A 14,088-nucleotide genomic window follows, 5' to 3' on the forward strand; every position below is an offset into this window, starting at 1 on the left:
AGGTTTGATTTTGTCAATATCAAAGAAAAACAAACGGACGAAAGACGATAAAAACAGGGTGAAAGCTTAAGTGTGAAGCTAAAAATCCGCAAAGCCATTGATTTGATCGACAAACGACATATTGCCAGAAACAGATGGACGGGGATAAAGATCGGTGAAATGCAACAAGACGTTCAAAAATTAAGAAACACCAGGTTCTTTACTGGGTAAAGCGGCCTTATTCCGGGACTATATAAAACTCAGACCTTCTATTTAAACGATGCTGGCCGGGAGTACATGGTTTGCCATCGGAACAGTTGTTCAACAAACGGTCCTCCCCATAACCAATGGCGCTAATAATTCGTGAGGGATCTATACCTTTTGAAATAAGATAGGACCTTGTGGATTTTGCGCGCTTATCCGACAAGTACTTGTTATATGATTTGGAGCCAATGGCATCTGTATGCGATTCAATTTTCAAGGACAGTTCCGTGTTTTCTTTTAAAACAGCAACTAGCTTATCCAATTCTTTGGCTGCGTTAGCTGTTATTTGATAACTGTCAAAATGAAAGTATACATTGTTGGGCTCAAATATATCATCGACAACAACTTCTTTTTCCCTCAATCTTTTTTTGAGGAATTGCGATATTTCAACCTGTTCGTTATCCTTGGTTTTTACCGAAAGGCTATCTCTTTCAAACCCCTCCTTCCATGCAACGACCGTATAGCCGGTCACCGGGTCCAAATACTTAAAGGTATATTTTCCGGTGGAGTCCGCTAAAGCTTCATTTTGTAATGTCCCATCTTGATTGAACAGCCGTATTTTTGCTTTATTGATTGGTTCGCCAGTGGTAATGTCTTTCACAGAACCGGATATCGCGTTAAGGTTAAGGGTGTATTTAAATGAATAAATATCATCATCGCCTTTGCCACCTTTACGGTTAGACGCAAAATACCCTTGCTCACCCGAAGCGTCTATAATATAGCTGAAATCGTCCCTGTTGCTATTGATGGGTTTGCCTAGATTGATGCCTACGCTGAAAACTTCGCCGGAACCATCGGATTTATACACATCCAAACCACCAAATCCCATGGCTCGGTTGGATGAAAAATAAAGGGCATCATCAGTAACGTAAGGAAACATTTCCTTTGCATCGGTGTTTACCGTTCTTCCAAGGTTTTTGGGCTCAGAGTACGTGCCATTTTCATAAATATCGACCACATAGATGTCCGTTCCACCAAAGCCTCCCGGCCGATCAGATACAAAATACATCTTTTTACCATCTTTGCTGATTGTTGGGTGACCGGTGGAATAATTATCTCCGTTAAAGGGAAGCTCTACAGCGTCCGTCCACTCGCCCCCTAAAAATTGAGAGCGATAGATTTTCAAATGGTTGATGCCGTTTTTCCCTCTTTTGAGCCTTTTGCCATAATTGTTTCGGGTGAAATAAATGGTTTTTTGATCCGGAGAAAAGGCCAACGAGGCCTCGTGATATTTAGTATTTATTTTTTTGGAGAATTTTTTGGGACTGAACAGGTCTCCCTCCTCGTTCTTTCGCTTGGACACATAAAGGTCTAAAAACGGCTGATTGGTCCAGCGATAGCGACGGGTCGTCAAAATGGAAGAGTCTTTGGCAGATGCATATACAATATCTGAGCCTTTGTAGAACATGGGGGAGAAATCCGAGTATTTCGAATTAATCCCAAGGTTTTTGATTTTAACATTGGTCGCACCTTTCCAGGTGCCGGGCTCAGGGCGCTTAAGTTCCTTTAGGGGTTGGTCGCGTTTTTGTCGCAGAATTTTGGTTAAGGCGGCGGCTCTTCTATATTTACCAGTTCCCTTTAAGGTTTGCGTGTACTTGAAAAAAGTATCTTCCTGCATTTGGTCTTGATACCTTTGGTACAGCTCATTGTACCATTTGTACGACTTTTCAAGGTTTCCGGTATAATAATGGGAATCGCCCGCTCTTGAGAGCAAAGTTAGGGTATGTTCAGCGCTTGTTTTTTCAAGTACCATATCGAAAATCCGAGCAGACTCCGCATACCACATTTTGTTAAAGTACTCATTGCCTTTTTCAATGAGTTTATCGGCAACACCTTCTTTGCGCAGGTATTTTACAAGCTTTTTATCACTGAGACCGTCCAGGTGTTTAACAAAATCGGAGTTACTGCTTTCCTCATTGACCTTCGCAGTGCTGGAAAGAGAAGTCTTCCCATCAAATTCGGATAGGGCCAACTCCTGGGAAAAAATCCCAAATGAGCATAGGAGAAAAGTAAGCAAGGTCAGTTTTTTCATTACCACTTCATCTGCACAAATGAACAAACACGTTCATTTTGAGGTTAAGCATGAGGGGCTTAACAGTTTAGTTGTAACCGCTAAAATAGAATATGGTAAGTGGGGTGATAACTTTTTGTTGTGAAAGGATGAATTTCTGGCGTTGAACGCTTAAAAAATGTTGTCGTTGGTCGAAAACCTTTAGTAAAATGGCACGTTTCAGCGCACAAAAAGTCAATTAGGATTTTGACTCGTTGCTTCCGCCTTCCAACTTTTCGTCTTCTTTCGTTGCGTCCTTGAATTCTTTGATTCCGCTTCCAAGGCCCTTCATTAGTTCTGGGATTTTTCTACCTCCGAACAGCAAAACAACCACGGCAACAATCAAAACAATCTGCCAAGGACCTAGCATTCCAAGAAATATAGTTTGAGCAATCATATCTTCAAAACCTTTAATTAGAAATGTAAAAGTACTAAAAAGATGTTGAAGAGCATGTTGGATTAACGAAAATTAGCATTTGAAAATGAATTTTAAGAACTTATCCCCTTCAGCTTTTTAAAAAGCTTAACATGCATATTAAAATCTAAGACTATCTTTGTTCACCATGGCTAAGGATAAAAAGAAAAGAAAGGAGATAAAACGAAAGCTACTGCACAAGTACCGCTTGGTTATTCTTAACGAAAGCACCTTTGAGGAAAAGATATCCTTTAAGCTCAACAGGTTGAATGTTTTTGTTACCGGAACCATGTTCATCATTGTTTTGATAGGCATCACCACTTTGATCATTGCCTTCACCCCATTGCGGGAATACATCCCTGGCTATTCCTCCACTAAACTGAAGAGACAGGCCACGGAACTTACCTACAAAACCGACTCTTTGGTAACTGTACTTAATTATACCAACCGGTATTTAGACAATGTGAGGAAAGTTTTGCGGGGTGATATCGAAAACAACCAGACCAATCGCGATTCTTTGTTCGAACAATATAAATTGGACCCCGCGTCCGTTGATCTAACCCCAATACGACAAGATCTTTTATTGAGGGAAGAAGTGGAGCTAGAGGATAAGTACAATCTTTTTGAAAGGGATGTGGAGAATTTGGGTACGTTGTTCTTCTCGCCTGTCAACGGAACAGTTTCACAAGGGTTCGACCAAAAAACCAAGCACTACGCAGTGGATTTGGTGGCACCAAAAGACACGCCCGTAAAATCCATTGCCGACGGAACGGTACTTTTTGCGGAATGGACCACAGAAACGGGCTATGTGATGATCATAGAACACCAGGAAGGGATTACTTCTGTATATAAGCACAATGGCTCATTGAGCAAGTCTCAAGGTGATTTGGTTAAAGCTGGTGAAGTGATTGCCTCCATCGGGAATACAGGGGAACTCACCACGGGTCCGCACCTTCATTTTGAGCTATGGAGAAAAGGAAAGCCCGTGAATCCCCAGAACTATATTGATTTCAACTAAATGTCCCTAAAAGCATTTGCCGCCAAAATATTTGCCAACCGGATAGCCAAAAAGACCGAGAAATGGGTAAACCAGCCTGTGAAAACCCAACAAAGGGTTTTTAACCATCTGGTGTCCCAGGGCAAGGGCACCATGTTTGGCAAGGATCATCAGTTCGCAACGATTAATTCTCACCAAGATTTTGTGGAGCACGTTCCTATTCGGGATTACGAAGAACTGAAAGTATACGTTGAGCAGATCGTTGATGGCAAAGCCGATGTGCTTTGGCCAGGCAAACCGATTTATTTTGCGAAGACATCGGGAACTACTTCTGGGGCCAAATATATTCCCATTACCAAACCATCCATTAAAAATCAGGTAGAAGCATCGAGAAATGCAATTCTTAATTATATCCATGAAACGGGAAATGCTGATTTTGTGGATGGCCGAATGATCTTTTTGCAGGGCAGTCCCGAGTTGGAAGAAAAGAATGGCATTAAATTGGGCAGGCTCTCTGGCATTTCAGCTCATTATGTGCCCAATTACCTTCAAAAAAACCGGTTGCCAAGCTGGGAAACCAATTGTATTGAAGATTGGGAAACCAAAGTGGATAAGATTGTTGAGGAGACCGAAAATGAGAACATGACGGTTATTGCAGGGATTCCATCCTGGGTACAGATGTATTTTGAAAAACTCAATGCCAAAACGGGCAAAAAGGTTGGAGAGCTTTTTAAAGAATTTCAATTGTTCATCTACGGAGGTGTCAATTACGAGCCTTACCGTGCCAAATTTGAAAACTTGATTGGCAGAAAAGTGGACAGCATTGAGCTTTTCCCCGCCAGCGAAGGCTTTTTTGCCTATCAAAACTCTCAAAGGGAAAAAGGGATGCTTTTGCTCTTGGATGCCGGTATATTTTATGAGTTTGTAAAAGCCGATACGTTTTTCGATGAAAATCCCAAACGGTTGACCATCGCCGACGTGGAACTGGATGTGGACTATGCCATGGTAATTTCTACCAATGCGGGATTGTGGGGGTACAATTTAGGGGATACCGTTAGGTTTATTTCCAAAGACCCCTATAAAATTGTAGTGTCTGGAAGAATCAAACACTTTATTTCAGCTTTTGGGGAGCATGTAATCGCCAAAGAGGTGGAAGAGGCCTTGCGATTGGCCGTGGTGCAGACGGATGCCTTGGTCAACGAATTCACGGTTGCCCCACAAACAAATCCCGGGGAGGGAGAACTTCCCTATCATGAGTGGTTCATCGAGTTTCAGAGAGAACCATCGGACCTGGCTGCATTTTCTGGAATAATGGAAGAGAGCATGAAGAAACAGAACAGCTACTATTTTGATTTGATCGATGGACACATTCTTCAACCACTAAAAATCAGCAGAATTCAACCGAATGGTTTTCAAGATTACATGAGGTCCATTGGAAAATTGGGTGGGCAGAACAAGGTACAGCGCCTTGCCAACGACCGTAAAGTAGCCGCTGGGCTGCAACCCTTTAAAATTAGTTGACATAGAACAGCTTCATTTTCATAGGAATTCACTTATTTTTGCCAGAAGATATGATGGCAACAGAAGTAAAACAGACAACTAGGGCACAGGAGTCCACTAATGCTATAGAGCGTTTGTACATTACCATGCGACATCTGCTCAATCGTGGATTCTACAAGCCGTCGGGCGTTTCCGGAAATGCGCTTCGCAGCGCCCTGCTATTGCTCAGGCCTGAAATTTATGGCACCATTGCCGAAGACAAGGCAGAACTCAACGGATTGATTTATGTACTGGAGCGATTGCCGGAAGGTATAGAAGAGTGCCGCTTCATTAATTTGACTTCGGACGAAGGTTTTGCCAAATCACATTTGAAGGCCATTGTTCCACCAAAGCGGAGAAGAAATTGCTACCGCATTGACGAGGAGCAGATGAACATCGAAATCACTCGGGGAAGGAGCGATATTTATGATATTTTGACGCACTTAACGTTTTTGTTTGTGGAATCGGGCAAGATTTGCAGAAGAGTGTTGGTGGATAACGGCAACGCGACCATTCGGGATTGGGACAAGCTTACCGAATTTGTACTTTCCGAGGAAAAGGACAACGAGGAAAGGGAAGTAGCCCTGATACATTGCGCCAATATCTTGGGAAGGACCTTTGATGAGGTCGTGGAAATTGAAAACAAATTGAAAACCCCCGAGGATCCCGATCGTTTTTTAAATGTGATTTATTGGTTGGGTAAACTTGCCATTGAGGAAGAAACCACAGGCAATAAAAGAACCATTACGTTCAGTCCATTATTGCGAGAGCGTCTGGGGCACCACATACATGGAGAAAAGTGGGCTAATAAAATTAAGAGCACGTTAGAAAAACATAATTTGATGCATAGACCGCTTCATATTATAAGCGCCAACATGCACAGTGTGATGAACTCCCTTTTTGCGAAAAAGGCCTTATCACAAGAATTTCCCGATAGTGAATCCTTGGATATTTATGAAGCTTTGGGCTCCGAGAAGCACAAAGCACTCAATAAAAAGGTAAAAGGTCATGCCGAAAAGAATGGCATGATTTTTTTGGATGATGAATCCGGGGCCAATATCGATGTTCAAATATTTGACACGGTCAGGTTTGGAAAACAAAGTTGTTGTTACAAGTTGCCAGAGAATATTCCGCAGGAAGAAAAACCCGTTATATTTGTGATGGACTATGCCTTTGGAGAACAGGCATATGAGACCATAGACGAGCTGTTGAAGCCTATGGAAGACGGCGATGAAAAAACCTTTCTTAATGTTGATTCGGTTTCCATTATGGGAAAAGCGGGTATTTTGGAAGGCGGCAAGGGTGATTTGATGATTCCATCGGCCCATATTTTTGAGGGAACAGCAGACAATTATCCTTTTAAAAATGAACTTAGCGGTTCAGATTTTGAAGGATATGGTTTAAAAGTAATGGAAGGCACGATGGTTACCGTATTGGGAACATCTTTGCAAAATAGGGACATCCTTCAGTTTTTCCACGAATCCACCTGGAACGTGATAGGTTTGGAAATGGAAGGGGTGCACTACCAAAAAGCAATACAGTCGGCCTCTCAAATACGAAAAAGCATTAAAAAAGATGTGAAGGTGCGATACGCATATTACGCATCGGACAATCCCTTGGAAACCGGGAGCACGTTAGCCTCTGGCGGATTGGGAACAACAGGGGTGAAACCCACATATTTGATAACGGACAGGATTTTAAAACAAATATTCAATTCATAGGTATGGCAGACCAACCAGTTAATCAGAACAATTCAGATGAAATAGACTTGGGGCAATTGTTCCAGATGATCGGCAGGGGCTTTCAAAGGTTCTTTAATTTCATCGGCAGCATTTTTAAGGGCATTTTCCATATAGTTATGCTGTTTCTGTTGTTTGTTCAAAAGAACATTATTGTTATAGCTGCAGCTATCATAGTTGGCGGAATCGGAGGCTTTATTTTGGATAAAGTCCTACCCGAAAAATATATCTCTAGAATGGTAGTGGAACCAAATTTTAATAGTGTTCAGCAGCTTTATAACAATATTTCCTTCTACAATGATTTGGCCGAAGCACAAGATTCTGTTGCTCTAGCTACGGCTTTAAATATCACAGAGCACGAAGCAGCCACAATAAAGGAAATCTTCGCGGATTCCTATTCAGATGAAAATCAGAAAATAAAGCTTTTCGATCAGTTTATTCGTGGTTTGGACACCACTACGGTCAAGGCCATCGATTATGAGAACTACTTGAACAATTTCAACTCCATGGATGCTAGGTTTCATCAAATATCCATGATTAGTACTGACAATAGAGTAGCCAAAAAAGCTCAACCAGCTATTATCAATTCGATTTCTGTCAACGAGTATTTTAAGCTTCAGAAAAAAATCAATGATGAAAACTTGGACCTTCAGGATACCATTTATAGGAAACAATTGGAAGAGCTTGATTCTTTACAAAGCCTTTATAGAACCGTATTGGTAAAAGAAGCGGATAAACCCATGCAGGGTACCAGCATTAATATGGCAGAAACTGGTGAATCAAGAAGTAGGGAGCTTGCTTTGGTACAGGAAAAAGATGTTTTGAAAGAAAAATTGGTAGAATTAAACCAGGAACGAGCCAATAAATCGACCATCATCAATGTAATAAGTGATTTCCCCACAAGAGGTGTGGAACAAAAGGGTGTTTTGAGCAGCTACAAGTTTAAGCTTCCATTGGCCCTGTTGGCTTTGGTTTTTGGTGTATTGGCGTTGTTGGAACTTAACAGGTATTTGAAAGCCTACAATCAAAAATAGACCGGCAGAGGAATTTACCAAAGGTAATAACCAAAGAAAAAAAGAATGTAATGAGGAAAATCTTGGTAACTGGTTCTGGGGGCCAATTGGGAAAAACATTGAAGGATTGTTCCATTGATTTTAAAGGAGCTATTTTTGACTTTAAAACCTCAAAGGAACTCGACATCACTATTCCTGAAAAAATTGAGCAGACCTTAAAAACAGGCAATTATGATTACTGCGTCAACTGTGCCGCATATACCAATGTTGAACAGGCAGAAAAGACCCCTATTGAGGCCTATAAGGTAAACGCCGAAGCTGTAAATCACTTGGCTAAGGCATGTAAAAAGCATGATGTATCCCTGGCACATATTTCGACGGACTATGTTTTTGACGGTAACAAAGGTGAGCCCTACACAGTAGATGATTTAACCAATCCGATTAATGAATATGGAAAATCTAAATTAAAGGGTGAGGAATATATTCGTGAAATACTACCCAACCATTTCATTATTCGCACATCTTGGCTTTATAGTAAAAAGTATGGGCATAATTTTTATCGTACTATTCTATCAAAAGCAGAACAAGGTGCAGAGTTAAGGATTACGGATCAACAGGTCGGGTGTCCTACGGATACCGAAACATTGGCAAAGTTTATTCTAGATGAGGTTATCTCGGGCCATAAACCCTATGGCACATATCATATTACAGATGGAAAACCAATGTCGTGGTATGAATTTGCAGAGTATATCCTCGATGAAAATGGGCTTAAGGGAAAGACCAAACTGGTTTTGGATAGGAATTATCGTACATTCGCAAAAAGGCCTAAAAACAGCATATTAATTTAACCAAAAACACTTTTAAAACTTAATGGGAAAAGGCAACCAAAAAAACATCTTGATCACTGGAGGCGCCGGGTTTATTGGTTCTCACGTGGTAAGGCGTTTTGTTGAGAACTATCAAGACTACCACATTTTCAATCTTGATGCCCTAACGTATGCGGGTAACCTAGAGAATCTTAAGGATATTGAAGACCATAACAATTATACATTTATAAAAGGAGATATAACAAATGACGATTTTCTGACCAACCTTTTTTCAGAAAATGAATTTGATGGTGTTATTCATTTAGCAGCAGAGTCTCATGTGGATCGGTCTATTTCCGACCCTTTATCATTTGTAAAGACCAATGTTTTGGGAACAGTGAATCTGTTGAACCAATCGGTTAAAATGGCAAAAAAGAATCCTGATTTCCGTTTTTACCATGTAAGTACTGATGAGGTGTATGGAGCACTGGGCGATACTGGGTTTTTTACAGAATCCACACCATATAGTCCTAATTCTCCTTATTCAGCATCCAAGGCAAGTTCCGATCATTTTGTGAGGGCTTATGGTGAAACTTACGGACTCCCTTTTGTGGTCTCCAATTGCTCCAATAATTATGGGCCAAATCACTTTCCCGAAAAATTGATACCTCTTTTTATAAACAATATCATCAACAATAAACCATTGCCCGTTTATGGTGATGGGAATTATACCAGAGATTGGTTGTATGTAAAAGACCATGCAAGGGCCATTGATTTGGTTTTTCATGAAGGAATCAATGGAGAAACTTATAACATAGGTGGTTTTAATGAGTGGAAAAACATTGATTTAGTCAGGTTGCTGTGCAAGTTAATGGATAAAAAGCTGGGAAGAAAAGAAGGCGCTTCCGAAGAACTGATCGCTTTTGTGAAGGACCGTCCTGGTCACGACCTCCGTTATGCCATCGATGCCACCAAAATAAACAAGGAATTGGGTTGGAGCCCATCCGTCACATTTGAACAAGGACTTGAACTGACCATTGAATGGTATTTTGAGAATAAGGAATGGTTGGAACATGTCACATCTGGCGATTACAAAGAATACTACAAAAAACAATATCAATAAAGCTAATAGCAAGATGAAAGGAATTATATTGGCCGGAGGGTCAGGCACTAGGTTGCACCCATTAACACTTTCTGTGAGCAAGCAACTGATGCCTATTTACGACAAGCCAATGATTTACTATCCACTGTCTACTTTAATGTATGCTGGGATAAAAGAGATTCTTATAATTTCCACACCAAAAGACTTGCCTCTTTTCAAGGAACTTTTGGGAGACGGGGAGAAATATGGATGTTCTTTTGAATATGCAGTGCAAGAGGCGCCCAATGGGCTTGCGGAAGCATTTATCATAGGAGAGGAATTCATCGGTAAAGACAAGGTGGCCCTTATACTTGGCGACAATATATTTTATGGTACGGGTTTATCAAAATTGTTGCAGGCAAACAATGATCCAGATGGAGGGGTTATTTACGCCTATAGAGTTCATGATCCGGAACGTTATGGTGTCGTAGAATTTGATGATGATGGAAAGGCAATTAGTATAGAAGAAAAACCTACCAACCCGAAATCCAATTATGCAGTTCCAGGAATATATTTTTATGACAATGAAGTTGTTTCCATTGCAAAGAGCATAAAGCCAAGTCCTCGTGGAGAATTGGAGATTACAGATGTTAACAAAGAGTATTTGAATCAAGGAAAGCTGAGTGTAAGCATCTTGGATAGGGGAACGGCTTGGTTGGACACCGGAACATTTCAATCGTTGATGCAGGCGTCTCAATTTGTTGAGGTCATAGAAGAGCGTCAAGGTTTAAAGATAGGCGCCATTGAGGCCGCGGCATACGAAATGGGCTTTATTGACAAAAATCAATTTAAAGCATTGGCAGAACCACTAATGAAAAGTGGCTATGGGAAAAACCTATTGGGAATTTTGAATAAAGGTATTTGATGAAGGTAACTGAAACCAAACTAAAAGGTTGTTTTATACTTGAGCCCAAAGTTTTTGAAGATGACCGAGGGTATTTTTTTGAGAGCTTTAATCACAAAACCTTTTGTGAAGCAATAGGGCAAGAGGTGGATTTTGTACAGGACAATCAATCCTATTCAACAAAAGGCGTTTTAAGGGGGCTACATTTTCAACATGGAGAGCATGCCCAAGCAAAATTGGTTCGTGTGCTCGAAGGGCGAGTGTTGGACGTTGCAGTCGATTTGAGGAAAGGCTCACCTTCTTATGGAGAGCATGTATCAGTAGAGCTCACGGCAGATAATAAAAAACAGTTGTTTATTCCTAGAGGATTTGCCCATGGATTTGTCGTTTTAAGTGAAACTGCCCATTTCTTTTATAAATGTGATAATTATTACAATAAAGAATCGGAAGGCGGTATAAAATACAATGACACACATTTAAATATTGACTGGAAAATTTCTCCGGAAGACATGTTGGTATCTGAAAAAGATAAGAACTTGCCAAAACATTTTAATCTATTAACTTAAAAAATAGTAATTGATCTCAACAGAATTAAACCATCAACTTACTCGTGCCATTAAAGCATCCATAGATGCTGGCAAGGCGATCATGAAAATATATGACTCAGCTGATTTTGGAACTGAGTTTAAAAAGGATGATTCCCCATTGACAAAAGCGGATTTGGAATCCAATAGGGTGATTATGTCCTATTTAACCAAAACAAGCATTCCGATTATTAGTGAGGAGAACAAAAACCTTGATTATAGCGCCAGGAAAAATTGGGATGTTTGTTGGATGGTTGATCCATTGGATGGCACCAAAGAGTTCATAAAAAGAAACGGCGAGTTCACGGTCAATATAGCACTGATTAAAAATGGAACTCCAATTATAGGGGTTGTTTATGTTCCTGTGACCCAAGAGCTCTATTACGCCAACGTTGAAGAGGGAAAATCGTTTAAAATAAGGGCGAGTGATGTTGAGGAATTACCTGAAAATCTTTTTGATAAAGGAAATCAGTTGCTCCCTGCAGAAAAAAGTAGCTCAACAACCAAGGTCGTTGGCAGTAGATCTCACATGAACGAACAGACCGAACAGTTTATAGAAGAACTGAAAAATGAAGGTAAAGACGTGGAGATAGTATCCAAAGGAAGTTCCTTGAAATTTTGTATTGTCGCAGAAGGAAAAGCAGACATTTACCCCAGGGTGGCACCAACAATGGAATGGGATACCGCAGCGGGACATGCCATATGCACAGCGATGGGATTAAAAGTGACCAACTGGGAAACAGGTGAAGATTTGACATACAATAAGGAAAACCTTTTGAACCCCTTTTTCTTAGTAAAATAAATGACGAAAAAAGTATCCTATAAAAGACATTTGGCCAAGACCATAACTTGGAGGCTTGTTGGTACATTGGATACTATATTGCTTTCGTGGGCAATCACTGGCAACCCATTTACAGGACTGAAGATAGGTTTGGCAGAAGTTGTAACCAAAATGCTTCTTTACTATTTTCATGAAAGAATATGGTTAAATGCAGGGATTGACGATAGCAGGAAGAGGCATATTATAAAAACACTGACTTGGAGGGCACTTGGAACTTTGGATACCATAACGTTATCTTGGATTATTTCTGGAGACCCTTTCACGGGATTAAAAATAGGATTTGCCGAGGTCATTACTAAAATGATGTTGTATTATTTCCATGAAAGGACATGGTACAAGATTAATTATGGACTGGATAAAAGAAATCGAGCAAAAAAATGGAGGAGAACATCATAAAGCACAACTATAAAATTGGAATGAATGAAAGAAGAAAGGCCAATGGGCACAATTCATTCCTAATATTCTTTACGGGTCTATCAGGCTCCGGAAAATCCACTGTTGCCAATGCTCTCGAACAAAAATTGGTTGAAGAAAAGATAAAAACCTATACACTTGACGGTGACAATGTACGAAAAGGAATCAATAAGGATCTAAGTTTTTCAGCCGAAGATCGCTCAGAAAACAATAGAAGAATAGGAGAAGTGGCAAACCTTTTCGTAGATGCCGGTATGGTGGTTTTGGCCGCATTTGTGGCTCCCTTTGAAAAGGACCGAAATTTCATCAAAGAAACCGTGGGGGAGGAAAACTATGTTGAGGTGTTTGTGAATACCAGTTTGGAAGAATGTGAAAAAAGAGACGTAAAAGGGCTCTATAAAAAAGCAAGAAAAGGAGAAATAAAGGATATGACGGGCATTTCCAGTCCTTATGAAGTACCTTTGCGCCCAGATATCATATTAACGGAGACAGAGTCCGTTGAAGATGCGGTAAGTAGAATATACGAATTGATTCGACCCAAATTTCAATTGTAATGAGTAAGTACTATTTAAACTATTTAGACGAATTAGAGTCCGAAGCCATTTTTGTGCTCAGGGAAGTTTGGGCCCAGTTCCAAAACCCAGTAATCTTGTTTTCTGGCGGCAAGGATTCCATTGTGGTGACCCATTTGGCAAGAAAAGCATTTTACCCAAGTAAAATACCATTTGCGTTAATGCACGTTGATACGGGACACAACTTTCCGGAAACCATCAAATTCAGGGATGACCTTATAGATAATTTGGGAGTTCAACTCATTGTGGGATCCGTTCAAGAGTCCATAGACCAAGGAAGGGTTGCCGAGGAAAAAGGAAAGAACGCGACTAGAAATGCGCTTCAAATAACAACATTATTGGATGCCATTGAATCCAATAGGGTGGATTGTGCCATAGGTGGAGGCAGAAGGGACGAAGAAAAAGCTCGTGCCAAGGAACGTTTCTTCTCACACCGCGACGATTTTGGTCAGTGGGACCCCAAAAATCAACGACCTGAGCTGTGGAACCTGTTTAATGGGCAACAGTTCGAGGGAGAGCACTTCCGCGTATTTCCAATCAGTAATTGGACCGAAATGGACGTATGGAACTATATAAAAAGGGAAAACATCCAAATACCATCCCTTTATTTTGCCCATGAACGCGAAGTGGTTTGGAGAAGCAATTCGTGGATTCCAAATTCCGAATTTTTAAAGCTGGATGAAGGCGAGGAAGTTGTAACCAAGAAAATACGCTTTAGAACACTCGGGGATATTACCATTACAGGAGGAATCGAATCGGATGCTGACACTGTTGAGAAAATTGCTCAAGAGGTATCGGCCATGAGGCAAACTGAGCGTGGAAACCGTAGCGATGATAAACGCTCCGAAACAGCTATGGAAGACAGAAAAAAACAAGGATATTTTTAGAAA

At 40.6% G+C, this 14,088-nt stretch carries 14 protein-coding genes; 12 read left to right on the top strand and 2 right to left on the bottom strand.

The genetic code is table 11. The features are described from left to right. Positions 1–217: 217 nt before the first annotated feature. Together J0X13_RS15695 and tatA are read right to left on the bottom strand one after the other, a co-directional pair. Positions 218–2,302, bottom strand: a complete 2,085-nt coding sequence (locus J0X13_RS15695; protein ID WP_207071308.1) for an OmpA family protein — start codon at positions 2,300–2,302, stop codon at positions 218–220. Between the two features lie 190 nt (positions 2,303–2,492). After that, entirely contained in the window at positions 2,493–2,690 is a 198-nt protein-coding gene (gene tatA, locus J0X13_RS10160; protein WP_207028696.1) for a twin-arginine translocase TatA/TatE family subunit, read from the bottom strand. Between the two features lie 166 nt (positions 2,691–2,856). Between tatA and J0X13_RS10165 the strand changes: the two genes are divergently transcribed. Genes J0X13_RS10165 through cysD form a run of 12 tightly spaced genes read left to right on the top strand, consistent with a single transcriptional unit; the run spans position 2,857 to position 14,085 of the window. Further along, a complete protein-coding gene (locus J0X13_RS10165) occupies positions 2,857–3,726 on the top strand; it encodes a M23 family metallopeptidase (RefSeq protein ID WP_207071309.1) in 870 nt (289 codons plus the stop codon). Then, positions 3,727–5,226 (top strand): GH3 family acyl-acid amido synthetase, encoded by a 1,500-nt coding sequence (locus tag J0X13_RS10170; protein WP_207071310.1) that lies wholly within the window; start codon positions 3,727–3,729, stop codon positions 5,224–5,226. Between the two features lie 50 nt (positions 5,227–5,276). Next, on the top strand, positions 5,277–6,965 hold the full coding sequence (locus tag J0X13_RS10175; protein WP_207071311.1) for a DUF6909 family protein: 1,689 nt from the start codon (positions 5,277–5,279) through the stop codon (positions 6,963–6,965). A gap of 2 nt (positions 6,966–6,967) precedes the next feature. Beyond that, positions 6,968–8,017 carry a hypothetical protein gene (locus J0X13_RS10180; RefSeq protein ID WP_207071312.1) on the top strand — a complete coding sequence of 350 codons (1,050 nt, stop codon included), beginning with the start codon at positions 6,968–6,970 and terminating at the stop codon, positions 8,015–8,017. Positions 8,018–8,067: 50 nt separating this feature from the next. Next, positions 8,068–8,844, top strand: coding sequence for a dTDP-4-dehydrorhamnose reductase (gene rfbD, locus J0X13_RS10185; RefSeq protein ID WP_207071313.1), 777 nt, complete (start codon positions 8,068–8,070; stop codon positions 8,842–8,844). 22 nt (positions 8,845–8,866) lie between these two features. Further along, positions 8,867–9,925, top strand: a complete 1,059-nt coding sequence (gene rfbB, locus J0X13_RS10190) for a dTDP-glucose 4,6-dehydratase (protein ID WP_207071314.1) — start codon at positions 8,867–8,869, stop codon at positions 9,923–9,925. Positions 9,926–9,938: 13 nt separating this feature from the next. Continuing rightward, the gene (gene rfbA, locus J0X13_RS10195) at positions 9,939–10,808 is read left to right on the top strand and encodes a glucose-1-phosphate thymidylyltransferase RfbA (RefSeq protein WP_207071315.1); all 870 of its coding nucleotides are present in this window, start codon (positions 9,939–9,941) and stop codon (positions 10,806–10,808) included. After that, positions 10,808–11,353 (top strand): dTDP-4-dehydrorhamnose 3,5-epimerase, encoded by a 546-nt coding sequence (rfbC, locus tag J0X13_RS10200; RefSeq protein ID WP_207071316.1) that lies wholly within the window; start codon positions 10,808–10,810, stop codon positions 11,351–11,353. The genes rfbA and rfbC overlap by 1 nt, the downstream gene beginning before the upstream one ends. Before the next feature lie 10 nt (positions 11,354–11,363). Further along, positions 11,364–12,173, top strand: coding sequence for a 3'(2'),5'-bisphosphate nucleotidase CysQ (gene cysQ, locus J0X13_RS10205; protein ID WP_207071317.1), 810 nt, complete (start codon positions 11,364–11,366; stop codon positions 12,171–12,173). Continuing rightward, positions 12,174–12,608, top strand: a complete 435-nt coding sequence (locus tag J0X13_RS10210) for a DUF2061 domain-containing protein (RefSeq protein ID WP_207071318.1) — start codon at positions 12,174–12,176, stop codon at positions 12,606–12,608. After that, positions 12,590–13,180, top strand: a complete 591-nt coding sequence (gene cysC / locus J0X13_RS10215) for an adenylyl-sulfate kinase (RefSeq protein WP_207071319.1) — start codon at positions 12,590–12,592, stop codon at positions 13,178–13,180. Before J0X13_RS10210 ends, cysC begins: the two co-directional genes overlap by 19 nt. Beyond that, entirely contained in the window at positions 13,180–14,085 is a 906-nt protein-coding gene (gene cysD, locus J0X13_RS10220) for a sulfate adenylyltransferase subunit CysD (protein WP_207071320.1), read from the top strand. The genes cysC and cysD overlap by 1 nt, the downstream gene beginning before the upstream one ends. Positions 14,086–14,088 lie beyond the last annotated feature (3 nt).

Origin of the sequence: [Muricauda] lutisoli (nom. illeg.), from assembly GCF_017313105.1 — a bacterium.
GTDB lineage: Bacteria > Bacteroidota > Bacteroidia > Flavobacteriales > Flavobacteriaceae > Flagellimonas > Flagellimonas lutisoli.

Coding starts and splice junctions, on each gene's coding strand:
- tatA (WP_207028696.1), bottom strand. CDS start 2,690: ATGATTGCTCAAACTATATTTCTTGGAATGCTAGGTCCTTGGCAGATT.
- J0X13_RS10165 (WP_207071309.1), top strand. CDS start 2,857: ATGGCTAAGGATAAAAAGAAAAGAAAGGAGATAAAACGAAAGCTACTG.
- J0X13_RS10170 (WP_207071310.1), top strand. CDS start 3,727: ATGTCCCTAAAAGCATTTGCCGCCAAAATATTTGCCAACCGGATAGCC.
- J0X13_RS10175 (WP_207071311.1), top strand. CDS start 5,277: ATGATGGCAACAGAAGTAAAACAGACAACTAGGGCACAGGAGTCCACT.
- J0X13_RS10180 (WP_207071312.1), top strand. CDS start 6,968: ATGGCAGACCAACCAGTTAATCAGAACAATTCAGATGAAATAGACTTG.
- rfbD (WP_207071313.1), top strand. CDS start 8,068: ATGAGGAAAATCTTGGTAACTGGTTCTGGGGGCCAATTGGGAAAAACA.
- rfbB (WP_207071314.1), top strand. CDS start 8,867: ATGGGAAAAGGCAACCAAAAAAACATCTTGATCACTGGAGGCGCCGGG.
- rfbA (WP_207071315.1), top strand. CDS start 9,939: ATGAAAGGAATTATATTGGCCGGAGGGTCAGGCACTAGGTTGCACCCA.
- rfbC (WP_207071316.1), top strand. CDS start 10,808: ATGAAGGTAACTGAAACCAAACTAAAAGGTTGTTTTATACTTGAGCCC.
- J0X13_RS10210 (WP_207071318.1), top strand. CDS start 12,174: ATGACGAAAAAAGTATCCTATAAAAGACATTTGGCCAAGACCATAACT.
- cysC (WP_207071319.1), top strand. CDS start 12,590: ATGGAGGAGAACATCATAAAGCACAACTATAAAATTGGAATGAATGAA.
- cysD (WP_207071320.1), top strand. CDS start 13,180: ATGAGTAAGTACTATTTAAACTATTTAGACGAATTAGAGTCCGAAGCC.